Source organism: Bradyrhizobium monzae (genome assembly GCF_021458635.1).
Lineage (GTDB): Bacteria > Pseudomonadota > Alphaproteobacteria > Rhizobiales > Xanthobacteraceae > Bradyrhizobium.
Map to the genome: position 1 here is coordinate 187,206 of NZ_JAIRDQ010000005.1, position 21,556 is coordinate 208,761.

Below are 21,556 nucleotides of genomic sequence, written 5' to 3' on the forward strand. Positions count from 1 at the left end.
CTGACCCCGATTTCCGCCGGATACCCACATGCTTGATTCGACTCGTCGGGATGCGCGACCGCGCATCGCCCCGGCCGGCCTGATGTTCCTCGCGATCACCTCGATCGGCTGGGGTTTCAACTGGCCGGTGACAAAGTTCCTGCTCGGTGAGCTGCCGCCTTTGACCCTGCGCGGGGTCACGGGCGTGCTCGGCGCCGTGCTGCTGGCAGCACTCGCGCTGGTGCGCGGCGACAGCCTGAAGCTCGCGCCCGCGATCTGGCCGCGGCTGGCGACGGCCGCCATCCTCAACGTCACCGGCTGGATGGTGCTGATGGGGCTGGCGCTGCTCTGGCTGCCGGCGAGCGAGGCGGCGCTGATTGCCTACACCATGCCGGTCTGGGCCTCGCTGATCGCCTGGCCCGTGCTCGGGGAGCGGCCGACGGTGCTGCGCACGCTCGGACTGGTGATGGCCTTTGCCGGGCTCGCCTCGATCATGGGCGGCAACGGCGTTGCCGCCAGCACGGAGAAGCTGCCGGGCATCATCATGGCGCTGTGCGGTGCGATCGGCTTTGCCGTCGGCACGGTATTCTCGAAGAAGTACCCGATCCACCTGCCGCCGGTCACCGCAGCCGCCTGGCAGATCGGGATCGGCTGCCTGCCGATCTCGATCGTCGGCCTGCTGATCGAGACCTCGCACCTGGACAAGGTGACGCCAATCGGCTGGTGGTTGCTGATCTATTCGACCGTGGTGCAGTTCTGCATCGCCTATGTCAGCTGGTTCGCAGCACTCGCCCGCCTGCCGGCCTCGGTGGCTGCGATCGGCACGATGGCGGTGCCGGTGATCGGCGTCGTGGCGTCAGCACTCGCGCTGGGAGAGCCGCTCGGGCCGGGCCAGATCGCCTCGCTGGTCTTCACGCTCGCGGCCGTGGTGCTGGCGACGCGTTAGCCCGCCGCCATCCCGCCGCCACCCAGCGCCTTCCGGATCATCTCCGCGAGCTGGTTTCTCCGATACGGTTTCGTCAGCAGCATGACGCCGTCGTCGAGCTTGCCGTGATGGACGATGGCGTTGTCGGTGTAGCCGGAGGTGTAGAGCACCTTCACGCCCGGCCGGCGCTTCGCCACCTCGTCGGCGAGCTCGCGGCCGCTCATCCCGCCGGGGATGACGACGTCGGTGAAGAGGAGATCGAACGCCTGGCCGGCCTCGATCAGTTGCAGCGCGGCACGGCTGTCCGCGGCGGCGACCGTCTTGTAGCCGAGGCTCTGCAGCTGGGCGGTGACGAAGTTGCGCACCAGCGTGTCGTCCTCGACCACGAAAATCGTCTCGGCACCGCCTTCGGCCTGCGGCGCGATCGCGGCCGTCGCTTCCGACGTGCCTTCGCCCGGCGGCAAATAGAGCTTGATCGTGGTGCCGTGGCCCTGCTCGCTGTAGATCTTGATGTGGCCGCCGGACTGCTTGACGAAGCCGTAGACCATCGAGAGGCCGAGACCCGAGCCCTTGCCGACCGCCTTGGTGGTGAAGAACGGCTCGAACGCCTTGTCCTGGACGCTCGGCGGCATGCCGGTGCCGGTGTCGCTGACGGCGAGCATCACATAGGGGCCGGGCCGCACCTCGGCATTGGCTTGCGCATAAGCCTCGTCCAGCACGACGCGGTGGGTCTCGAGCAGGAGCTTGCCGCCGTTCGGCATGGCGTCGCGGGCGTTGATTGCCATGTTGAGCACGGCATTGGTGAGCCGCGACGGATCGATGTGCGAGGTCATCGGGCCCTGCTCGAGCACGGTCTCGATCTGGATCTGCTCGCCGAGGGTGGGGCGCAACAGTTTTGCGATGTCGGCGATGGCGGCGTTGATCTCGACGTCGCGCGGCTGCAGCGGCTGCTTGCGCGCGAACGCCAGCAGATGCTGGATCAGCTCGGCGCAGCGCTCGGCGGCATCATCGATCAGGCGCGCCGTGCGCTGCAGCTCCGGCTGACCCTTCAGGCTCGCCACCAGAGTCTCGGTGTTGCCCGAGATCACGGTCAGCATGTTGTTGAAGTCGTGCGCGACGCCGCCGGTGAGCTTGCCGATCGCATCGAGCTTCTGCGACTGGTGCAGCTGCCGCTCGGTTTCGCGCGACGAGGTCGCGTCGTGATAGACCAGCACGGCGCCGGAGATGCCGCCTTGGCCGTCGCGCATCGGCCGGCCGCTGACCATCAGATGGCGCGCGTTGTTGCCGCTGTGCGGGCGGACGATCATCTCCAGCGCTTCGAACGCGTCGCCGCGCAGCACGCGCACCGACGGCAGTTCGTCGGACTCGAGCGGCGTGACGCCGTCGCCGCGGAACACATCGGACAGTGCGCGCAGATTGCGCAGGTTCATGCCGGTGCGGTGCAGCAGCATGCGCTCCGCGGCCGGATTGGACAAAAGGACGTTGCCCTCGGTGTCGATCACCAGCACGGCCTCCGCCATGCTGCGGAACGTGCTCTGGAGCACGTTGACCGACAGGCGCAGCTCGTCATGGGCGGTGACGAGATGCTCGGTGCGCTCGGCAACGGCGGCTTCGAGTTGCTGATTGGCCGCGGTGGTTTCAAGCAGCGTGCTCTTGAGGGCGATCTGGGTCCGCTGGCTCTCGCGCGTCAACATCAGGACGAGCAGCAGAATCACCAGCGCGCCGATCACGTCGATGCCGAGCAGCACGATCCCGGTCCGGCGGGAGTCGGCTTCGCGGCTGGCCAGCAGCTGCTCTTCGCCGCCGGCGAGCCGCTCCAGATTTCCCGTGAGAGTTTCCATCAGGCCGCGACCCTCGGCGCGGTCCCGCAACGCCTTGGTGCCGTCGTCATCGCCGCTTGCGCGCAGCCGAAGCGCTTCGGCTGCGACCTCAAGGCGGCGAAGGAGGAGAGGCTCCGTGGCCTCGAGCAACGCCATCTGGTCCGGATTGTCGCGAATGGCGAGCTTGAGGTCGGCCAATGCCGGTGCGATCCGGCTCCGGGAGGCCTGGAATTCCTCGACAAAACCGTTGCCGTGGAAGATCTCGTAGCCGCGCGCCGCGCTCTCGGCGCGGCTGACTTGCAGGCGCACATCGGAGATCTTCTTCAGCACCTCGACAGCGTGATTGACCCAGGCGGCGTCCGACCGCGACTTGACGTCGAGCCCGATCGAGGCGGCGGTGATGAGGAGGAGGATGGCAAGTCCAGCACCGAGAATGATGCGCTGCGAGGGTATCAAGGGGCCTCTTTCTGGTCCTTCGGCGGCGCGCTCTCGCCGAGGCACTCCCGGATGGTCGTCAACAGCGTCCCGGGCGTGAACGGTTTGCGCAGGCAGCGCGATGCGCCGAGCTCCAGCGCCATGCGGAGGAAGTCCGGGGAGGGCGAGGCGGATGAGGCGAAGGCGTAGCCCGACATGGCGATCAACGGGATCGCCGGCGCACGCTCGTGAAAGATGCGGATGGATTCGAAGCCGCGCATATGCGGCATGAAGATATCAACCAGCATCACATCAAACGTCTGCGCTTCGAGCGCAGCAAGCCCCGTTTCGCCGCCGTCGGTAAGCGTGACGTCGAAGCCCTGGCGCAGGAGGAGGACCTCGATGGTCGCGCCGACCATCGGATCGTCATCGACCACGAGAATACGCGGCATGACCCTTCCTAGTAGATCGAAGTCCCCACAGCGATTGGTGATATAGGCGAATCGTGCGCCGGGTCAATTTTGGATTGGGCCGAAGTAGATATGCACGGCGAAATGCATAGCGCCTCTGCAGGTTCCGGGTGGCAGGTGAATTTCATCGGACTTCAATGACAGGTTGAGGCAAATCCGCGCGATCCGCGAAAGCTGCTCTCCGGGCGTGCGGCGTACGTCACCCGACGGGATGACGACGCGTGGGTGCGTTCGCGACAAGACGTGCAAGAGCTCAGCGCGGAAGATCGCAGGACCTATCGTCGCCGGGCGCGTGGTTCATGCGCGGTCTATGCGAACCGTTCTCGCCGTCTTGTTCGCCGAGAGGCGGCCAAAACAAATGAGCGGCGCCGTTGGTCGGTGCCGCTCATAGTTGTTGGTCGTCAGGCTGCGTTACGGGCAGGGATGACGCAGACCGTCGTAGCCGAGATAGGTGCCGGATGCCGGGTCGTAGGACCGATAGCGCTGAGCGCAATAGGCCGACGAATCGCCGCCAGTGTCGGGCACCACGGCGACCGACGCGCTGTCGTCATAGTAGCTGTCGTCGTAGTAGGGGTCATTGTAATAGCCGCCGCCGTAATAGGCGTAGGAGCCGAGGCCGCCGATCGCCGCACCCGCGGCGAAGCCAGGCCAGAAGCCGCCACCGCGATGGCGCCAGCCGCCGCCGTGCCAGTTGCCGCCGCCGCCATTCCAATGGCCTCCGGCCGCAGCGAAGTTGCCGCCACCGCCGCTAAAGGCGGGTCCGGCGCTCGGGCGCGCGGCCGCGAAATTGCCGCCGCCACCACCGATCCGGGGACCGCTGCTAAAGCCGCCGCCGCCCATGCGGGCACCGCCACCGCCGAAATGGGCTCCGCCGCCGCCACCACCACCGAAATGAGCACCGCCACCGCCGCCGCCGATGTGGCCGCCGCCGCCGTGACCGCCGGGACCCTGGGCGAAGCTTGGGGTTGCCATCGGAAGAACCAGTGCCAGCGCTGCGGCTGCACTCAAAACTCTCAGACTGTTCATGTTCAAACTCCCTTTTCCCAGAAGCAAATCCCTTGAAAGGGCTGCAGTTCCTGGGATCACGCCGGTTTGCGCATGAGGGGCAGATTTCCATGTCGGCGCTGTACCCGGCATGAACGGATCATGACCGATTTGCGGCATCCCGAATGCCCGTGTCACCGCGTTAGGGCTGGGCACGACCGCACCGGGCGAACTGGACATTTGACCGCCCGGATGGCATCAGGACCCCACGAAGCAGGGCCCTTGCCGCATGAAACAATTCTTCCTGAAGCTCTTCACCTGGTGGAACGGCCAGACCTTTGGCACCCAACTCTGGACCCGTCGGTTCGGAGAGCTGGTTGGCCAGGACGAGCAGGGCAACCGCTACTACCGGACGGCCGGCGGCAAGATCGACCCCACGCTCGGCTTCGAGCGGCGCTGGGTGATCTACAATGGTTACGCCGAAGCCAGCCGTATCCCGACGGGGTGGCATGGCTGGATGCATCACGTCGTCGACGTGCCGCCGACCGAGCAGAACTACCAGCCGCGCGAATGGGAGAAGCCGCACCAGCCGAATCCGACGGGTACGGCCAAGGCCTACCGTCCGTCCGGCTCGACGCTCGCGAGCGGCAAGCGCCCCAAGGCGACCGGCGACTACCAGCCCTGGACGCCCGGCTAGAGCTTTTCCGTTCCGACGGAGCCGGAACGATTCCTCACATGCGCGCCGAACGTGCCCGGGACGGGTAAGCTGCAATCGCAAGACGAACGAGATGCCAGTTCCGATGGCATCTCAAAACGCCATTTGGCTGCACTCTGCCGCAACGCCTCGCGTCAACGATCATCGCAACTTGAACGGAGCGGCCGGCTTGAACTGTTCCGACGCTTCGCCGGCGTAAATCTGGCCGTTCGTCAGCTCCAGTCTCTTCGTCGGCGCGCCATCCGACAGATCGAACTTCTTCAAGTCGATCCAGAACGTGTTGGGCGTTCGGGCCGTCTCGAAACAATAGGTGAGGCTGGTCTGGTTCGAGATCGACCGCCATAGCGTGGTTGATATGTTAGGTTGGCCCGGCGTGGCGACGCCGATCGGTACCGAGGCGTTGCGGATCACGCTGAGAATACCTGCCACTGCCGTCGGCGTGTCGACATCCTTTGGCAGCAGCTCCGAATAGTAGGTGGCCCGCACGAAGCGATCGGCGGCGCGGCTGGTGCCGGGCAGCATCACTGCGCCTCCGATGTTCCGCCAATAGGCGTTGAGCGCGAGTTGCTGATCGAACGTCGGAGAGTTGGTCATCACGTGATAGGAGCGGTCGTGATGGATCGCCAGCTTGCCGTCGATGAACTCGAAGATCGCACTGTCACCGGACGGATCGGACACCGCCAGATGTAGGGTTGCCCTTAGTTCCTCCTGCCCCGGGAACGCGCCTGTCGTGATCAGGAAATTCGCATTCCGCATGCCTTCGACGACCTCCGCCACGGTCGCGAAGTTGTCGAGCACGTATTGCGTCCAGACCGCGATCGACAGGCCCGGCTTGCTGTCGTCGGGCTCCGGGTACTTTGACTCGGCAAGCCAGAGCAGGTTCGCGGTCAAGCCTTTTTCGTTCATGCCGTCGGTTGTTGCGATGTCGAAAACCCCGGCGACGACGCTGCCGAATTTCGACGTCCATTTGACTGGATTCTTGGCCACCTGCCCGTCGCGCGCAATGCCGCGCGGGAAGACCCAGATGTTGCTCTTGAGATCCACGCTCCAGTCCATCGAGCGCGCAGTCAGAACCGCTTTGTCGCCTTGAAACATCACCCGTGTGCACATTTGCCGGCTCCCTCGAATTTCGTTAGTGCGACGTTTGGATTTCAGCTTATGCGGAATTCCGAAGAACAGGTCTTCAGTGCAGCTTGGACGGAGCGGCCGGCTTGAATTGAGCCGAGACCTCGTCTGAATAGATCTCGCTGCCCGTGAGCTCCAGCCTCTTGGTAGGCGCCGGCAGACAGGTCAAACTTCTTCAAGTCGGTGCCAACGGTATTCGGCGTGTGAGCGGATTCAAAATAATAGATCAGATTCTTCTGATCTGCGACCGTGCGCCACAGCGTCGACGAAATGTTGGGTTCGCCGGGCGTCGCGATGCCTGTCGGCACCGAGACGTTGCGGATCACACTGAACAGGCCTGCGAGCGACGTGGGAGCATCCCCGTCCTTGGCGAGCAGGCCGGAATAATAAGATGCGCGCACGAAGCGATCGGCGGCACGCCCCGTGCCGGGGAGTAAGTGCGGATCGAGGCTGGCTCCATCCCGGGATTGGATGCACACGCATCCTGATTACTTCGCTGTGGACAACGGGATCAGTGGGGATGCCTGCGACCGGGGCGTTGCGCCGGCGCGAGCGATGCGGCTCAATGAACCCATCTTACGGAGATGGGAGACCATCGCGTTCGGTTCGGGCAACAGCTCGCGACTGTCCCGAAATGCAGCGGCCGCCGACCAGGACTCGATCGGGAGATAGGCCCCCGGTCTGGAAGCTCCGAAATCGCCCGATGAAATGTGCAGCCGCCGTGAGACAGGAAAGGCCGCTCGGGAAACCGAGCGGCCTTTTTCTTTGGTTGGGGTGAGGCACGTGTCCCGGACGCGCTGAAGCGTTCTTACGCTGCTGCGCAGAGCCGGGACCCATCGGGCCACGCATTCGCTGATGCATGGGCCCCGGCTCTGCAGCGCACCGCTGAAGAAGCGCTGCGGTGCGTCCGGGGCACGAGAGCTGAGACCCGTGCGCTACATCACCCGCGCCGACGCACGCTTGACCGCTTCAAGCCGGCGGGCCTGCCCGGGCGCGCCGCGCTCTCTGAGCAAGGCGAGCACGTCGGGGGATGCCGTGTCGGGCGAGCCTGAATTGAACGGGGGCGCCGGATTGTACTCGAGCCGAAGCTGGATCGCTTCCGCCGTCGTGCGATCGACCAGCAGCGACACCAGCGTCAGCGCGAAATCGATTCCAGCGGTGACACCGCCGCCGGTCACGCGGTTCCGGTCGACGCAGACGCGCGTCTTGGTCGGGGTCGCACCGAACAGCGTCAGCATCTCCATCGCACTCCAATGGGTGGCGGCGTTGTAGCCCTTCAGGAGCCCGGCCGCGCCCAGCACCAGCGATCCCGTGCAGACCGACGTGACGAACTTGGCGCTGCATGCCTGCTCGCGGACGAAGTCGAGAGTCTCCTCGTCGTTGAGGAGAGCATCGGTGCCGAAACCGCCGGGAATGCAGATCACGTCCAGTTGCGGGCAGTCGGCGAACGTTACGGTCGGCTTCAGCATCAGCACGGAATCGCTCGGCACGAGGTCCAGCGTCTTCCAGACCAGGTGCACCGTCGCGCCGGGCACGGACGAGAACACCTGCAACGGACCGGTGAAGTCGAGCTGGGTGACGTGCGGAAACACCAGAAGTCCGATCTTGAGCGGTGCCGACATGAAAACCTCCAATGAAGAGCTTGACGTCAGCAAATTGGCATGATGCGCTCCTGTCCAAAATGGCGTAATTCCCTCACTTTCGGACATGACCATGATAGGCATCCTGATCTTCCCGGATTTCCAATTGCTCGATGCGGCCGGCCCGATCTCGGTGTTCGAGATCGCGGCGCGTGCCAGCGACAAGCCACTTGCGCTGCGGGTCCTGGCGGTGGATGCGGGCGCGGTGCGCTCGTCCTCCGGCGTCGAGATGATGGCGCGCGATTTCAAATCGGCGAACGCGATCACGACGCTGGTCGTGGCCGGCGGCGTGGGCGTCTCGGCGGCGGCGCGCTGTCCGACCACGCTTGCCTTCGTGCAGCGGCTGGCGAAGCGCGGCGTGCGGGTCGCCAGCGTCTGCTCGGGCGCCTATGTGCTGGCTGAGGCCGGCCTGCTCGATGGCCGCCGCGCCACCACGCATTGGGGCCGCACGCGCGATTTCGTCGCGCGCTATCCGCAGGTGAAGTTCGAGCCGGACCAGATTTTTACCCGCGACGGCAATGTCTGGACGTCGGCGGGCATCACCGCCGGCATCGACCTCGCGCTGGCGATGGTCACCGAGGACCATGGCGAGGAGATCGCGCAGGCGACCGCGCGCCAGCTCGTGCTCTATCATCGCCGCAGCGGCGGCCAGTCGCAGTTCTCGTCGCTGCTGGAATTGAAGACACCGAACGGACGCTTCGGCGCGCTGTTGTCATGGGCACGGGAAAATCTCGACGCGCCGCTGACGGTGGAAAACCTCGCCGATCGCGCCGGCATGAGCGCGCGGCACTTTGCGCGCGCCTTTGCCGCGGAGACCGGCACGACGCCGTCGAAGGCGATCGAGCGGTTGCGGATCGAGGTCGCGCGCGAACGCGTGCAGTCCTCGCGCGAGGCGATCGAGCTTGTTGCCGAGGCGACCGGCTTCCGCGACCCGGAGCGCATGCGTCGCGCCTTCATCCGCGCCTTCGGCCAGCCGCCGCAGGCGCTGCGGCGCGCGGCGCGGGCGGGGTAGGCATGGATTCATGTGGACGAAGTCAGTCGGCTTGCTCTTATTCGTCGCGCTTGCAGCGATAGCGTTTTGCCTTGGGCAGTTGGCAAGACGGCGTTTTCCAAAAACCTACACCACTCTTGATCGAGCCATATCGGGCATGGAAGTGGCATTCGCTCTAGTCGTGTTTTTTGTCCTATTTTATTCCACACGCTGACGCGATGCCCGGTTTGGCTGTCAGGTCGATGAGGCCGTCTCGCTTGCAGCCGTAGCGGGCCTCTCCGCTCTTGCCGTCAGCTGCCGCGCGATCGGCGTCAGCATGTACGGCGACAGATGGATCGGAAACTGCGTCATCGCGAAATAGAGCCAGGTGGTGGGCGGCAGTGCGCCGGCGGTCGCGGCCAGCATCAGGCCGAGATTGCGCTGTGACACCATCAGCCCGAGCGCCAGCGCGCGCTCATAGCCGATGCGGCGGAACAGCAAGGTCGTGACCGCGAGCAGCGTGAAATAGATCGCGAACGACAGAGCTGCGAGACTGATCGTGAAGACCGGCTGCGCCACCAGATCGCTGACGACATCGCCCATGATCGCGGACGCGAAGATCAGGAGGATGATGATGTTGAAGCCGTCGATCGGCTGCTTGTGGCGCCGGATCGCCTCAGCGCCGAAGATCCAGCGGATTGCGGTTGCGGCGAGCAGCGATGCTGCGAGGATGCCGAGCAGCTTCAGCCCGAGCGTGAGCGGCGAGATGCTCAGCATGCCGCCGAGGAACAGGCTCGCGAACAGCGACGCGGTGAAGGGCACGATCGCGGTTGCGCTCACCAGCGTGACCAGCACCAGCGTGGCATCGAGGCCCATCAGCGCTGCCAGCGCCGGAGAGGCCATCATCGGCGATGCCATGCTCTGGAGCATCAGCGCCAGCGACAGGCCGGGCGCGCGGTCGGTGAGCCCGGTCGCATGCGCGACCAGTCCGACGATCAGCGGCACGCCGATCGTGGTCCAGGCCGTGGCGGTCGCCACCAGCGCGGGCCGGCGCAGATGTCCGTACAGCGCGGCGAGATCGACCCGCATGAAGGAGATGCAGAGCAGAACGAGGATCGCCTCGGTGACGTAGGGACGCAGCAGCGCGCCGAGCGGCGGCACTGCGGCCGCGATGAACACGACGGACGCCACCGCGCGCGTGCCCTGGCCGCCAAGCCAGCTCAGGCCGCGAATCGGAAGGGCGAAGACAGTTTTGAGCGCAGACGACATTCGAATGATGGTGCTGTCAGCCCAGTGCCTTCAGCCACGCGCCGATCTCGCTCACGGCGACATTGGCCTCTCGCAGCAATTTGCCCATGGTGAGGAAGCCGTGGAACTGGCCGGGGAAGTGCTTATAGGTCACGTTGACGCCGGCCTGTTTCAGGCGTGCGGCGTATTCGTCGCCCTCGTCGCGCAAGGGATCGGCGCCGGCCGTGAGCACATAGGCCGGCGGCAGCCCGGCCAAATTCTCGACGCGCGCGGGCGAGGCGCGCCAGTCGTGGATGTCGGCGGTGCCGTTGAGATAGTGGTCGCGGAACCAACGGATCACACTATGCGTCAGCAGCACGCTGGTCTCGGGCTCGCTGTGCGAGTCGTGCGTCATGGCGAAGTCGACGGCGGGATAGATCAGTACCTGGCCGGCGAGCTTCGGGCCATCGCCGTCACGCGCGGCAAGCGCCGTGACCGCCGTCAGATTGCCGCCGGCGCTGTCGCCGCCGATCGAGAGGCGCGCGGCGTCGATGCCGAGACCGCGCGCGTGCGCGGCGACCCATTTGGTCGCGGCGATCGCATCGTCGGTGGCGGCTGGAAATTTGTGTTCGGGCGCGAGGCGGTAATCGACCGCGATCACGATCAGGGCGCCCGCGTCGGCGAGCTGCCGGCAGACGACGTCGTGGCTGTCGAGATCGCCGATCACCCAGCCGCCGCCATGGAAGAACACCAGCGCAGGCGCCAGGCCATCCTTGAGGCGCGGCTGCTTCGGCACGTAGATGCGTGCGGGGATCGATCCGTGCGGCGCCGGGATCGACAGCGGTGCAACGCGCGCGAGCTCCGGCGGCTCGGGGTTGGTGGCGACGCGGCCCTGGAGGTAATAAGCGCGGGCTTCGGCGGCGGTCAGCGTCTCGTAGGCGGGGCGGCCGGCCTCCTGGAAAGCCTTGTAGACGGCGGCGGCATCGGGATCGAGCACGACGGGCATGGGCAGGGACCCCCTTGAGGTTCAGGTTATCGTTGGACGTCATTTTCGGGGGGCAATGCCCGCTTCTGCCCCGGGGAGAGGCCGCCAACTATCCCATTCGGCACCCGGCCTGTCACGCCGGCGGTGGGCAGGGCAGAGATGCCGCCCTTTCCGCCCGTCAAGGCCAAAAAGCCAATATTTTCAATGTTTGGCGGTTTTCGCTCACCAATAGCGACTAACCAAGCATCTAAGGGAAAAGGGTGCGGTGCCCCTTCGGGGGTATTCGCAGTCGCAAAGGTGGGGCTAATCTCCTCAGCGCGACCGATTCTGGCAACGTCCAGTGGGGCTTTCAGCGCCTGAGATCGAACCCCATGCCAAAAGCGGGCAGACCAAAGACAGTTTACGATGGGATTTTAGCGGAGCCGATTCCGAGATGGACGTTGCTCACGCGGCCGAGCGACGACGAAGTTCGCCAGCTTCACGAGAGGAAAATGAGGGCTCTTTTTGCCCACTATGACCTCGATCCTACCAACGCGTTTCAATTCGATCCGGCAAAAACGGCCATTGCTTGGTCGGAGCTGGCTTGGCATCTCGCCAAGGATCACGTTCCGGGCTTCAATGAACCACCGCAAAAGCGCGGCAAACCATCTTTCAATTGAAGTTCTCGGCATCTTACGTGGTGCTGCCGATGGACCTTTCGCGATAGGCACTCTGGCGTTGATTGCCATAACGGTTGCGACTTTTCGACGGCCCAAGCGGTGATCGCATCGGCGACACTGGCTAGTCGTTTGGTGAATGAAAATTTATTGTGATGATCATCGCAAGTCATTTCAAGCGTTTGCGCAGAAGCGCGGCGGATGATGTTTCCGCCCGACATCGCAATAGCGCAACATGGTGGACCCGCACGTTTCGTTGCACCTGTATCGGACGCGAGTGTGATCTGACCGGCGGTCCATTTTGCAGACCTTCATAACCTGTTGCGCGGGCTCAGATGCTCTGAATTTACTTCCGCTTTCGGCGCAATAACGGACATCGCGAGACTTGCTGCCGATTCAACGTGGTCGCGAATGACCCGAACCGGACTTCGGTCGGTTTCAACGCGGCGCGAACTCCGGGGGGATCACGGCTCCGACGGCGCCCCATAACGGCCGAAATTGGCCCTTGCCGCGCCCACTCGCCTATTTCTTTCCCCTTCTCCGCCCAGCTTAGAGCGTGTTTCGTATCCACGATTGCCGCAAGCGCCCTTAGTGCTGAAGGGAGTTCGTTGCGTCAGGTGGAGCAAGCGATGCGTACCGAATTGTCCTTTCAGCGCAAGCTGCGCCGCATGCTTGTTGCTGTCGCCATCGTTGGCCCCGTGGCGCTGACGCCCGAAATGAGTGCGGCCGAAGGCTTGCTTGATTTCTTTTTCGGTGGCGGCCTGAAGCAACAGCAGCAGACCTCGTCATTCAAAAACAATCCGCAATCACCACCGCCGCGGCCGGCCGTCGTAAGCGCGGGACCTGCCTTCTGCGTGCGCAGTTGCGACGGCAAATATTTTCCGCTGATGCGCGGCGCGGCCTCGCCGGCGCAGATGTGCCAAGCCTTCTGTCCGGCAAGCCCGACCAAAGTTTTCTTCGGCTCCAGCATCGACAGAGCCTATGCCGCAACCGGCGAACGATACGCCGATAGCGAAAACGCCTTTGCCTATCGGAAGGCGCTGCGAACCGATTGCACCTGCAACGGCCACAATCCCGCCGGTCTTGCGTCAGTCGATCTCGCGATGGACGGCTCGTTACGCTCGGGCGACGCGGTCGCTACCGCTGACGGGCTCGTCGCCTATTCCGGCATACGGGTCGGCAACGACCAGAACCCAGATTTCACGCCGTTAGCGTCTTCCGAGTTGACTCGCACGCCGCTTCCAGCGGCGACCATCACGCCGAAGCCGGTGCCCGCGCGCGACTAGCGCGTAGATGCGGATTGATGCAATCAATGTCCGACGACCCCCTCTTGCAGAGCTTCTCGTTGACGTCCCCTTATTGAGGAACAACCGACTAGATTTGCTCAGGTTGAGTTCTTCGCATTTTGGACCCACGGCGGAAGTCGCGCCAGAACCTCCCCATCACAGTGATGCGTTGGCTCCGGCGCTTCTATTTCGTGAACATCGGCCTTGAGGACGTCGGCGGTGTCGCCGCGGGCGAAAGGTTGAACGTTAGCCAGAGGTTCCAGCCCGCTGGCCGATTTTCGTTGGCGAACTCGCCGTAGGCCTTCAGGTTGAGATAGCCCTGCAGTTTGTCTCCGATCGGAAAGATGTAGCCGACCTGCGGGCCAACGCCGACCACGCGCGACCGGAAGCAGCCAACGCGATCGCCGGAGCCGCTGTCGCAACCGAGCTGCTGATAGAGATAACCGACAAGTCCGACCTGCCACTGCTTGGTCAGGAATTGCGACGCAGCCCAGTCGAGGTGCATGTCAACGCCATTCTGATATTGAGTCGCAGGATTGACGAAGTTGTATGTGAATCCGAGCACCGCCGAAAATTCATGCCCCTTCTGTTGGTCGAAATAGGTGTAGCCGCCGCCGGCATCGATCGCCCAGTGCCCGATCCCCATATTTGCAAGCCGCATTGAGTCGTACGCGCCAGCCGGGAGGTCCGCGGTGACGTAGGCCATGTAATTGTTGACGCCGGCATTCCATTTGATCGCGAATTGCGGGATGAGGTCGGTAAATCCTACGATCGTGCTGTTGATTGCATCGGAGCGCGGCCCGAAGGGAAAGGTGCCGCCGTTCGGCCCTGTCAATGTTCCCGTGATCGTTCCCGCAAGCGATGTGGAGTTGGCACCGTAGCCTGCCAACAGGGTGGTAGAAGCCTGACCGCCCAAGACCGGTGTCGCGAAGACGTAGGTCGCGGCCAAAAACTCAACATTCACGCTTGCATTGACGTTGGCGCTCACGTTTGCCGCCAGAACTCCGTTAAGGCGACCGATTTCGAACTCTCGCGCGCGAGCAACATCAGCGCCCGCGGAAACCGAGGTATGATAAGAAATCGAGGTCATCTGCCATCCCGGCGCCTGCGCGGGGGCCGCCGCGAGGCTGCCGAAGAATCCGGGTATCCAGAAGCTGACGCCGCCTTCATCGGCGCGAGCCATTTGAGTGGGAAGCGATAGCAGAGCGACAACCGCTCCAACGCACAAGCGCAGCTGAGAAAAACCGCGTCCCCAAACCCATCCAAGGCACCGCATTGACGATCCCCCCGAAATTTTTCGCGACGTTTCACCCCTTACGCCGAGATTGCGGGAAATCTAGGCAAAATAGGCAGAGGAATGAAATACAATTGACGTGTAGCCCACAGAGCACACAAAATGCCCCGTGTAACGGGCAACAAGGCGCCGCTTGAATGTCTCGACTAGCTGCGCGCCCGGGGGCGATTGGCCATGCAACGGCTCAAAGGTCTCGGTCAAACATTGCCACTTCACTCAGGATTTGGCGTGCCACATAACTTTATCAGTGACTGCGATAATACGGCCGTAGCTGGCTTGGGATACAGCTCAGGCCGCGAACGGACAATGACCTGCATCTCTTGAACAATGTCGTGGGCCTTTATCTGCTTCTTCACAACACAGTCATTGTAAAACTTGGCGGTACCCGCTTGAGCCGGAACAGCGATTGTGAAAACCGCGTCAAGTGCTCCCGAAATGTAAATCTCCTGCAATCCAGGCGACAGTCGCGCCCACTGGTCAAAGGTGAAGACTACCGCTTGAGCGTGTGCGGTTGCGGTGAGAGCCAGCAGGATAAAAATGACGCGAGCCACAGATGTCTCCCGTGCTCGGCTGAAGGTGGCAATGTTGGATCAAGTTTGCAGGGAAAACAATCGGTGCGAACGGCCCGGAACGAGACGAACGTCCAGCAAGCGGTCTCAGCGGGCGCTAGCCCCCCGCCTGGGGTGCCGGGTTCTCGCCGCGGATCGCTAAGGCAAGAGGGAAGGTGTGCCCTTAGCGGCGCTGCGCTGCTGTGCAACAGAAAGCCAGCCATGGGGACATAGCGGCCTCCAGCGAGCCGTCCGCCCCGGCGCGTTTATAGGTTCACGGCCTAGATGGATCGGGCTTTCGGTGACTATTTGTAGTTCCATCGTCACGACGAGTGAGATGGCTAGTCATTCTGATGTATGTCCGAATTTCACGTGCGGCGACAATGGCGCGGGAGGAGGGCGCGGCCGTCCTACCCCTTCAATTAAACTGCTGGTGTAGCCACGCTGCACGCAGTTCTGCGAATTCAGCCGGGTGTGCCTCTCGGACCTTTCATGCGTTCCTCGGGGATGATCCAGATCGCATTGTCTAGGTCGAATTCGGTCCGTTGCGCGTTGAGTGTTTCGTTTGTGCGCGTTGCGCAAAGAATTGTCAGCATCAATGCCTTTGCGCGGTAGTCGGGTTTCTCGCGCAATTCGATCATGAATGCGGGGGCGTCTTTCCAGTCCATCGCGGTGAAATGTCCTTTTGATTGTTTCCCGTTTAGCCAATGTTCAAGATGATCCTTCCATTGCGCTGGGTTGTGATGGTTGATCCAGATTTCGCGCGTGTCGGAGTTGGTTATCCCTTTCGCCTTCGCGGCGCCGATGACGGTTTCGATTCTCATACGGAGTCGCGATGCTGTTTCGCGCGCGCCCGTCCAAAGCGTGCCTGTCTTTCCCGCGCGCTCGTGGTTCTGTCGTAAGACCTTCAACACATCATCGGTCGTGATCTCGTGCGGGAGCAACTTGCCGATGATCGGATATGCATGGATTTCGAGCGTGTTTTCCCACTGCTGAAGGTGTTTGGCATTTTTCCAGCCATCCTTCTGTTGAGCGATGTAGTCGCGCGCGACTTCCTCGAATGTATCGACGGCTGTTCGGCTGACCGTCGTGGCCGTCGTAGCGGTAGCGGCGTTGTCCGCGTCTCGTTCGGCCAACGGGTCGCGTCCTGCCTTGATCAGCTTGCGGAGTTCCGCAGCCCTGCCATTCGAGGGCCTTCAGTCCGGCTGCATCGATCGGTTGGTATTGTTGTAGGGTCATCAGCCGCCGCCGTCCGGCTTCCGTCGAATAGCGGAGCGCCCAGAAGGCTGAGCCACTTTGGCGACCGCAAGGCACAGCCCGCGTTCGTGCGCCCACATGCCCGGCTGAGCGGCCTGGACAAGGGTTTGAATGGTTTTGAGGGCGAGACCTTTTCTAGGGGCCGCTGGCTGGGCTCGCTGGGGATTTGGTGCGCGCACTGCTGGCGACCTCGCTGATTAATCGCCACGCTAGACATTCACCAAGCTCATAGAGGTAAGGGCGCTCGTGATCGCTAATGACGTCGCGTGACGCCACCAAGCTACGGCCGCCCTTTCCCCGCCGTATTCGCCGTGTTAACCGGATGGCCTGCGAGCGGCGGTATCCCCTGTAGAATGTCCAACAAGCCCGATTCGCTGTTGAAGCCGCACGAGATTATGTTTCGAACCATTACCCTGACAGGTCTTGCGGCGCTTTTGGCCGCTGCCGCTTTGACGGTAGCGACGCCTGCGCAGGCGCAGATCGGCACGATCTTCTCCGATCCGCCGCCGCTGCGGCCGCCGGGGACGATCCCCCGTGGTGGGCAGCCGCAACCGCAGCCGACCCCTGATGACGACGAAGAGGTGCCTGAGCTGCCGCCGCAGGGCCGCGTGCTGCCGTCGCGCCCGATGCCGCCGCCGAGCCGCCAGGGGAACGTCATGCCCGGGCCGGTCGAGACCCAACCGCTGGCGCCGCCCCCGGGCACCGCCATCGCTCCGCAGAACCAGCCGCCCGTCGCGGTTGCGCCGCCGGGTGCTGCTCCGGGAGCGCCCGGCCAGCGCCAGCCGCAGCAGAAGGGCGGGACGCAGCAGGGCGCCGTGCCGCAGGCGCCTGCGACCCTTCAGCCGGGCGACGAGGTCGTCACCGAGCCGCCGGCCCAGAAGATCGTGAACAAGAAGGCGACCTTCTCCGGCCTCGACAAGATCACCGGTCGCATCATCAATTTCGACGAGGATATCGGCGAGACCGTGCAATTCGGCGCGCTGCGGGTGAAGACCGACGCCTGCTATACACGGCCCGCCACCGAAGCCGCCAACACTGACGCTTTCGTCGAGGTCGACGAGATCACCTTGCAGGGCGAGGTGAAGCGGATCTTCTCCGGCTGGATGTATGCCGCGAGCCCCGGCCTGCACGGCGTCGAGCACCCGATCTACGATATCTGGCTCACCGACTGCAAAGAGCCGCAGCAGACCATTGCGACCGCGGCGCCGGATCCCGCGACCAAGCCTGCGCCGCCACCGCCGCCGCCAGCGCAAAAGAAGGCCGCGCCCAAGCAGGCTGTGCAGCAGCGTCCGCCGCAGCCTCTGCCGCCGATCCAGCAGCAGCAGCCGGTGCCACCCCCGCCGCCGGAGCAGCGGCCGGGTCTGTTCGGTATTCCCGGGTTTGGCCGCTAGGCCAAATCCCCGGGCTTCGGCCGATAATCTGACTTATTGCCGCGAGGCGATGATCTCGAGCGCGCGTGTGCCCGGGATCGCTTCGCCGCCGGAGAGGCTCAGGAAATCCCCGGGCTCGCCGGCGAGCGCCTTGTCGAGCAGCGCGGTGTAGCGCCGCCGCGAGATCTCGGCCGCACCAAAGCTCTTGAGATGCTCCGTGACATATTGCGTGTCGAGCAGCTCGAAGCCGCCATGGATCAGCCGCGCGACCAGATGCACCAGTGCGACCTTCGAGGCGTCGCGCGCGGTGTGAAACATGCTCTCGCCGAAGAAGGCGCGCCCCAGGCTCACGCCGTACAGCCCGCCGACGAGGTCGTCGCCCTGCCAGGCCTCGACGCTGTGGCAGTGGCCGAGCTCGTAGAGCCCGCCATAGAGGTCGCGGATGCGCTTGTTGATCCAGGTGTCCTCGCGTCCGGCCTGCGGCGCGGCGCAGCCGGCGATCGTCGCCTTGAACGCGGTGTTGACGGTGACGCGAAACGCATCCGAGCGCACCGTGCGCGCAAGCCGCGAAGCGACGCGAAAGCCGGCAAGCGGGATCACGCCGCGCATTTCCGGTTCGACCCAGAACAGGGTCGGGTCGTCGGCGCTCTCGGCCATCGGAAAGATGCCGCAGGCATAGGCGCGCAGCAGCACGGCCGGCGTAATTTCAGACGAGGCGGAGTCGCGCGAAGTCATAGCGTCCGATCATAGCAGGATCGCGATGCGCGTGCGATGGGGGGCAATTCCGGATGCGGGATCAACCAGCCGCCGCGGTGCTCGCCTTGCCGGGGGCTGCGGGCGTGCGCTGGAACCGCAGGATGATGCGAGTTCCGGAATGCGCGGGATCGCGCTCGACGGTGGCATCGAGCTTGGTGGCCATCGCGGCGACGATGCGCTGGCCCATGCCGGTGGAGCGCGGATCAGCCTTGACGTTGTCGCCGACGCCGTCGTCGGTGATCGACAGCAAGAGATCGTCGCCCTGCGAGGTCAGCTCGACATGAATCGGGCCGGCGCCGTCGGGATAGGCGTATTTGACCGCGTTCATCACCAGCTCGTTGACGATGATGCCGACGGCGACCGCGCGGTCCGGGTCGATCTCGATCGGCTCGGCCTTCACCGTCAGGCGCGACATCCGGTTACCTTCGGCGGAGCGGCGGAGATCCTCGAGCAGGGAGTCCAGATACTGGTTGAGCACGACGCTCTTCAGATCCTGCGAAGTGTAGAGGCGGCGGTGCACTTGGGCGACGGCGGCGACGCGGCCCATCGCGTTGGTCAGCGCGGCCTTGACCTCGTCCTGCGCAGCGGAGCTCGCCTGCAGGTGCAACAGCGAGGCGATGATCTGGAGCGAATTGCCGACGCGGTGATTGACCTCGCGCAGCAACAGTTCGCGCTCGGCGGCAAGCGCGGCGTAACGGTCGCGCGAGGCGTGGATCTCGGCCTCGGCTTCCTCGCGCGCCCGCTGCAACGCGGCCTGGCGCAGCGCGCCTTCGGCCGCGACGTGCAGCAGGGGAATGAAGTCGCCCTTGACGTCCTTGACCAGATAGTCCGCTGCGCCTGCCTTCAGCGCGGTGACGGCGATGCTGGAATCCTGCGACGCCGTGACGAACACCACCGGCGGGGCATCCGGGATCGCCATGATCTGCTCGAGCGTCTCGAGCCCGTCGAGACCCGGCATGTACTGGTCGAGCGCCACGACATCGATGCTGCGCTGGCTAGTCGCAGTGCGGATGCGCTCGAGGCCTTCCTCGCCGCTCGCGGCATGGATGACCTTGTAGCCGCGCCGCGTCAGGCCGCGATCGACCAGGCGCGCCAGCGCGCCGTCGTCATCGATGTAAAGCAGGGTTGGCATGCGCTGGGTCATGAGGCGGCGGGCGGGACCTGGATGACCGAGAAGAACAGGCCGAGCTGCCGGATGGCATTGGCGAAATTCTCGTAATTGACGGGCTTGGTGATGTAGACGTTGCAGCCGAGCTCGTAGCAGCGCTTGATCTCCTGGCTGTCGTCGGTCGTGGTCAGCACCACCACGGGCGAGGCCTTGAGATATTTGTTTTCCTTGATCTGCTTCAGGATATCGATCCCGCTCATGTCGGGCAGGTTGAGGTCGAGCAGGATCAGGAGCGCGTTGCCCTTCTGCTTCAGCCCGGTGCCGTCGGCGCCGAACAGATGCTTCATCGCCTCGGTGCCGTTGGTGAACGACACGATTTCGTTGTTGACGCCGGAACGGCGGATATTGCGCTCGATCAGCCGGGCGTGGCCCTCGTCGTCCTCGATCATGATGATGGTGACGGGCAGTGTCATTGGTCGGCGTTCCGGTTGCTGGCGTTCCACGAGATGGGCAGCGTGATCGTGAAGGTGCTGCCCGCGTTCAGTTCCGACGATACAGACATCGTGCCGCCGAGGCGGCGCACAAGTGCGCGTACATGGGCAAGACCGATGCCCTGGCCGGGCTTGTCCTGGGTTCCAGCCCGGCGGAACAGGTCGAAAATCCGCTGATGATCCTTCGGATCGATACCGCGGCCGTTGTCGCTGATTTCGAAGATAGCGTAGCCGAGCTTGGTGCGCCCGCGAATTCTGACCTCGCCGGGGACCCCGTTCTTCAGATACTTGATCGCGTTATCGATCAGATTGGAGAAGATCTGCTCTAGCGCAAGGCGGTCGCTGACGATATTCGGCAGCGGCTCGATGTGGATCTCGGCCTGCGCCTCGGCCGCCTGATGCGCCACCGACGAGACGATGGCCTCGATAAAGTCGCGGGTATCGATCTTCTCCGGCTGGAACTCGCGCCGGCCCTCGCGGGTGAGGTTGAGGATCGCCGAGATCAGCCGATCCATCCGGGCGATCGAGGATTTGATGAAGCCGAGCGCTTCGGAAAAATCCGTCGACATCTGCTTGTCGGGACCGTCGAGCGGAATCTCTGCGACATCGACGGGCGGGCCGCCTGCCGGCACACCCGTGAGCCCTCCGATCCGTCGAAAGATGTCCTTGCCCAATTCGTCGAGCTCGCTGGTGAAGCCCATGATGTTGACCAGCGGCGAGCGCAGGTCGTGGCTGACGATATAGGCAAAGCGCTGAATCTCGTCGTTGGCTTCGCGCAGGTCTGCTGTGCGCTCGTCGATGGTGGTTTCCAGATTGAGATTGGCGTCCCGCAGGCGTGTTTCGGCGTCGTCGCGGGCGCGGGCAGAGCGCCGTACCAGCCAGATCGAGATCAGGGCCAGCAGCACGACGAGACCGGAACCAATGCCGGTGAGGGAGGCAGCCAGCGTCTGGCTGCGGTCGGCGCTGATCGAGCGAAGCCGGAACAGACGCTCCTCCTCGCGGATCATCGCGCTCGCGACGCTGCCGATGGTGATCGTGGTGCCGGCGGTGGCGGCTTCGCTGGCGAGCGCCGCAGCCTTCTCCGGCTGGCCCTGGCCGACGAAATCGATCTCGCGCGCGAACTGGCCGAGGCGGGTTTGGATCGCGGCGCTGAGTTGCTCGATGCTCTGGCGTTGCGCCGGACTGTTGCCGATCAGGCGCGTCAGCCTTTCGAGCGCAGGGATGATCGCGGCGACGGCCTTGTCATGGTCGTTCCGGAAATTCGTCTCCCGCGTCAGCAGGTAGCCGCGCGCGCCGCTCTCGGCGCGACGGACCTCGAGCAGCAACGCATTAACCTGGTTCTCCACCTCGATGGTGTGGAGAACCCATTTGTTGTCGTCGCGCGCCTCGTTGACGAGGTAGACGGAGCCTGCGCTGATCGAGGTCAGCACGAGGAGGCCGGCTGTGAACAGCAGGACTTGCCAAAATGCGCGCCGCCGCTGCTCCTCAGCTGTCACGACGGTCTCGCCTGACACCAGTGCAATTCAAAGAGCCCCC

The 21,556-nt window shown here is 64.1% G+C and carries 21 protein-coding genes; 6 read left to right on the top strand and 15 right to left on the bottom strand.

Annotation, left to right across the window (positions count from 1 at the left end; all coding sequences use genetic code 11):
• The first annotated feature begins 28 nt into the window (after positions 1–28).
• Positions 29–925: a DMT family transporter gene (locus K3F49_RS20205; protein ID WP_234682701.1), complete on the top strand. Its 897-nt coding sequence runs from the start codon at positions 29–31 to the stop codon at positions 923–925.
• Here K3F49_RS20205 and K3F49_RS20210 read toward each other — a convergent pair.
• From K3F49_RS20210 to K3F49_RS20220, 3 genes are all read right to left on the bottom strand, one after another.
• A complete protein-coding gene (locus tag K3F49_RS20210; RefSeq protein ID WP_234682702.1) occupies positions 922–3,180 on the bottom strand; it encodes a CHASE3 domain-containing protein in 2,259 nt (752 codons plus the stop codon). The two genes, K3F49_RS20205 and K3F49_RS20210, sit on opposite strands and share 4 nt — an antisense overlap.
• The gene (locus tag K3F49_RS20215) at positions 3,177–3,590 is read right to left on the bottom strand and encodes a response regulator (RefSeq protein WP_234682703.1); all 414 of its coding nucleotides are present in this window, start codon (positions 3,588–3,590) and stop codon (positions 3,177–3,179) included. Before K3F49_RS20215 ends, K3F49_RS20210 begins: the two co-directional genes overlap by 4 nt.
• A gap of 429 nt (positions 3,591–4,019) precedes the next feature.
• A complete protein-coding gene (locus K3F49_RS20220) occupies positions 4,020–4,634 on the bottom strand; it encodes a BA14K family protein (RefSeq protein ID WP_234682704.1) in 615 nt (204 codons plus the stop codon).
• Between the two features lie 247 nt (positions 4,635–4,881).
• Here K3F49_RS20220 and K3F49_RS20225 point away from each other — a divergent pair, with 247 nt between their 5' ends.
• Entirely contained in the window at positions 4,882–5,289 is a 408-nt protein-coding gene (locus K3F49_RS20225; protein WP_234682705.1) for an NADH:ubiquinone oxidoreductase subunit NDUFA12, read from the top strand.
• A 159-nt stretch (positions 5,290–5,448) separates the two neighbouring features.
• Here the strand turns inward: K3F49_RS20225 and K3F49_RS20230 are convergent, their stop codons facing one another.
• The 3 genes from K3F49_RS20230 to K3F49_RS20240 form a co-directional block, all read right to left on the bottom strand.
• On the bottom strand, positions 5,449–6,417 hold the full coding sequence (locus K3F49_RS20230) for a linear amide C-N hydrolase (RefSeq protein WP_234682706.1): 969 nt from the start codon (positions 6,415–6,417) through the stop codon (positions 5,449–5,451).
• Positions 6,418–6,458: 41 nt separating this feature from the next.
• Entirely contained in the window at positions 6,459–6,911 is a 453-nt protein-coding gene (locus tag K3F49_RS20235; protein WP_234682707.1) for a linear amide C-N hydrolase, read from the bottom strand.
• Positions 6,912–7,367: 456 nt separating this feature from the next.
• Positions 7,368–8,054 (bottom strand): DJ-1/PfpI family protein, encoded by a 687-nt coding sequence (locus K3F49_RS20240; protein ID WP_234682708.1) that lies wholly within the window; start codon positions 8,052–8,054, stop codon positions 7,368–7,370.
• Between the two features lie 91 nt (positions 8,055–8,145).
• Here K3F49_RS20240 and K3F49_RS20245 point away from each other — a divergent pair, with 91 nt between their 5' ends.
• A complete protein-coding gene (locus tag K3F49_RS20245; protein WP_234682709.1) occupies positions 8,146–9,084 on the top strand; it encodes a GlxA family transcriptional regulator in 939 nt (312 codons plus the stop codon).
• A 213-nt stretch (positions 9,085–9,297) separates the two neighbouring features.
• On the opposite strand, the gene K3F49_RS20250 is transcribed toward K3F49_RS20245, so the two are convergent.
• The gene (locus K3F49_RS20250; protein WP_234682710.1) at positions 9,298–10,311 is read right to left on the bottom strand and encodes a Na+-dependent transporter; all 1,014 of its coding nucleotides are present in this window, start codon (positions 10,309–10,311) and stop codon (positions 9,298–9,300) included.
• A 16-nt stretch (positions 10,312–10,327) separates the two neighbouring features.
• The gene (locus tag K3F49_RS20255) at positions 10,328–11,275 is read right to left on the bottom strand and encodes an alpha/beta hydrolase (RefSeq protein WP_234682711.1); all 948 of its coding nucleotides are present in this window, start codon (positions 11,273–11,275) and stop codon (positions 10,328–10,330) included.
• A 350-nt stretch (positions 11,276–11,625) separates the two neighbouring features.
• Here K3F49_RS20255 and K3F49_RS20260 point away from each other — a divergent pair, with 350 nt between their 5' ends.
• Together K3F49_RS20260 and K3F49_RS20265 are read left to right on the top strand one after the other, a co-directional pair.
• Entirely contained in the window at positions 11,626–11,913 is a 288-nt protein-coding gene (locus K3F49_RS20260) for a hypothetical protein (RefSeq protein ID WP_234682712.1), read from the top strand.
• Positions 11,914–12,539: 626 nt separating this feature from the next.
• The gene (locus K3F49_RS20265; protein WP_234682713.1) at positions 12,540–13,196 is read left to right on the top strand and encodes a DUF2865 domain-containing protein; all 657 of its coding nucleotides are present in this window, start codon (positions 12,540–12,542) and stop codon (positions 13,194–13,196) included.
• A gap of 184 nt (positions 13,197–13,380) precedes the next feature.
• On the opposite strand, the gene K3F49_RS20270 is transcribed toward K3F49_RS20265, so the two are convergent.
• The 3 genes from K3F49_RS20270 to K3F49_RS20280 form a co-directional block, all read right to left on the bottom strand.
• A complete protein-coding gene (locus K3F49_RS20270; RefSeq protein WP_234682714.1) occupies positions 13,381–14,379 on the bottom strand; it encodes a SphA family protein in 999 nt (332 codons plus the stop codon).
• Between the two features lie 323 nt (positions 14,380–14,702).
• Complete coding sequence (locus tag K3F49_RS20275) at positions 14,703–15,041, bottom strand: hypothetical protein (RefSeq protein ID WP_234682715.1); 339 nt, start codon at positions 15,039–15,041, stop codon at positions 14,703–14,705.
• A 461-nt stretch (positions 15,042–15,502) separates the two neighbouring features.
• Positions 15,503–16,174: a tyrosine-type recombinase/integrase gene (locus K3F49_RS20280; RefSeq protein WP_234682716.1), complete on the bottom strand. Its 672-nt coding sequence runs from the start codon at positions 16,172–16,174 to the stop codon at positions 15,503–15,505.
• Positions 16,175–16,648: 474 nt separating this feature from the next.
• Between K3F49_RS20280 and K3F49_RS20285 the strand changes: the two genes are divergently transcribed.
• Positions 16,649–17,686 (top strand): DUF2155 domain-containing protein, encoded by a 1,038-nt coding sequence (locus K3F49_RS20285; protein ID WP_234682717.1) that lies wholly within the window; start codon positions 16,649–16,651, stop codon positions 17,684–17,686.
• Between the two features lie 33 nt (positions 17,687–17,719).
• Here the strand turns inward: K3F49_RS20285 and aat are convergent, their stop codons facing one another.
• The 4 genes from aat to K3F49_RS20305 form a co-directional block, all read right to left on the bottom strand.
• Positions 17,720–18,400 carry a leucyl/phenylalanyl-tRNA--protein transferase gene (aat, locus tag K3F49_RS20290; RefSeq protein ID WP_234682718.1) on the bottom strand — a complete coding sequence of 227 codons (681 nt, stop codon included), beginning with the start codon at positions 18,398–18,400 and terminating at the stop codon, positions 17,720–17,722.
• A gap of 61 nt (positions 18,401–18,461) precedes the next feature.
• Entirely contained in the window at positions 18,462–19,565 is a 1,104-nt protein-coding gene (locus K3F49_RS20295) for a sensor histidine kinase (RefSeq protein WP_234682719.1), read from the bottom strand.
• Complete coding sequence (locus tag K3F49_RS20300) at positions 19,562–20,002, bottom strand: response regulator (protein ID WP_234682720.1); 441 nt, start codon at positions 20,000–20,002, stop codon at positions 19,562–19,564. Before K3F49_RS20300 ends, K3F49_RS20295 begins: the two co-directional genes overlap by 4 nt.
• Positions 19,999–21,516 carry a sensor histidine kinase gene (locus K3F49_RS20305; protein ID WP_234682721.1) on the bottom strand — a complete coding sequence of 506 codons (1,518 nt, stop codon included), beginning with the start codon at positions 21,514–21,516 and terminating at the stop codon, positions 19,999–20,001. Before K3F49_RS20305 ends, K3F49_RS20300 begins: the two co-directional genes overlap by 4 nt.
• Positions 21,517–21,556: the final 40 nt, after the last annotated feature.

What these genes read in the sequence shown, in the direction of transcription:
- K3F49_RS20230 (WP_234682706.1), bottom strand. Translation starts at nt 6,417, where the DNA reads ATGTGCACACGGGTGATGTTTCAAGGCGACAAAGCGGTTCTGACTGCG.
- K3F49_RS20260 (WP_234682712.1), top strand. Translation starts at nt 11,626, where the DNA reads ATGCCAAAAGCGGGCAGACCAAAGACAGTTTACGATGGGATTTTAGCG.
- K3F49_RS20300 (WP_234682720.1), bottom strand. Translation starts at nt 20,002, where the DNA reads ATGACACTGCCCGTCACCATCATCATGATCGAGGACGACGAGGGCCAC.
- K3F49_RS20250 (WP_234682710.1), bottom strand. Translation starts at nt 10,311, where the DNA reads ATGTCGTCTGCGCTCAAAACTGTCTTCGCCCTTCCGATTCGCGGCCTG.
- K3F49_RS20295 (WP_234682719.1), bottom strand. Translation starts at nt 19,565, where the DNA reads ATGACCCAGCGCATGCCAACCCTGCTTTACATCGATGACGACGGCGCG.
- K3F49_RS20205 (WP_234682701.1), top strand. Translation starts at nt 29, where the DNA reads ATGCTTGATTCGACTCGTCGGGATGCGCGACCGCGCATCGCCCCGGCC.
- K3F49_RS20255 (WP_234682711.1), bottom strand. Translation starts at nt 11,275, where the DNA reads ATGCCCGTCGTGCTCGATCCCGATGCCGCCGCCGTCTACAAGGCTTTC.
- K3F49_RS20285 (WP_234682717.1), top strand. Translation starts at nt 16,649, where the DNA reads ATGTCCAACAAGCCCGATTCGCTGTTGAAGCCGCACGAGATTATGTTT.
- K3F49_RS20225 (WP_234682705.1), top strand. Translation starts at nt 4,882, where the DNA reads ATGAAACAATTCTTCCTGAAGCTCTTCACCTGGTGGAACGGCCAGACC.
- K3F49_RS20220 (WP_234682704.1), bottom strand. Translation starts at nt 4,634, where the DNA reads ATGAACAGTCTGAGAGTTTTGAGTGCAGCCGCAGCGCTGGCACTGGTT.
- K3F49_RS20245 (WP_234682709.1), top strand. Translation starts at nt 8,146, where the DNA reads ATGATAGGCATCCTGATCTTCCCGGATTTCCAATTGCTCGATGCGGCC.
- K3F49_RS20240 (WP_234682708.1), bottom strand. Translation starts at nt 8,054, where the DNA reads ATGTCGGCACCGCTCAAGATCGGACTTCTGGTGTTTCCGCACGTCACC.
- K3F49_RS20215 (WP_234682703.1), bottom strand. Translation starts at nt 3,590, where the DNA reads ATGCCGCGTATTCTCGTGGTCGATGACGATCCGATGGTCGGCGCGACC.
- aat (WP_234682718.1), bottom strand. Translation starts at nt 18,400, where the DNA reads ATGACTTCGCGCGACTCCGCCTCGTCTGAAATTACGCCGGCCGTGCTG.
- K3F49_RS20270 (WP_234682714.1), bottom strand. Translation starts at nt 14,379, where the DNA reads ATGGCTCGCGCCGATGAAGGCGGCGTCAGCTTCTGGATACCCGGATTC.
- K3F49_RS20265 (WP_234682713.1), top strand. Translation starts at nt 12,540, where the DNA reads ATGCGTACCGAATTGTCCTTTCAGCGCAAGCTGCGCCGCATGCTTGTT.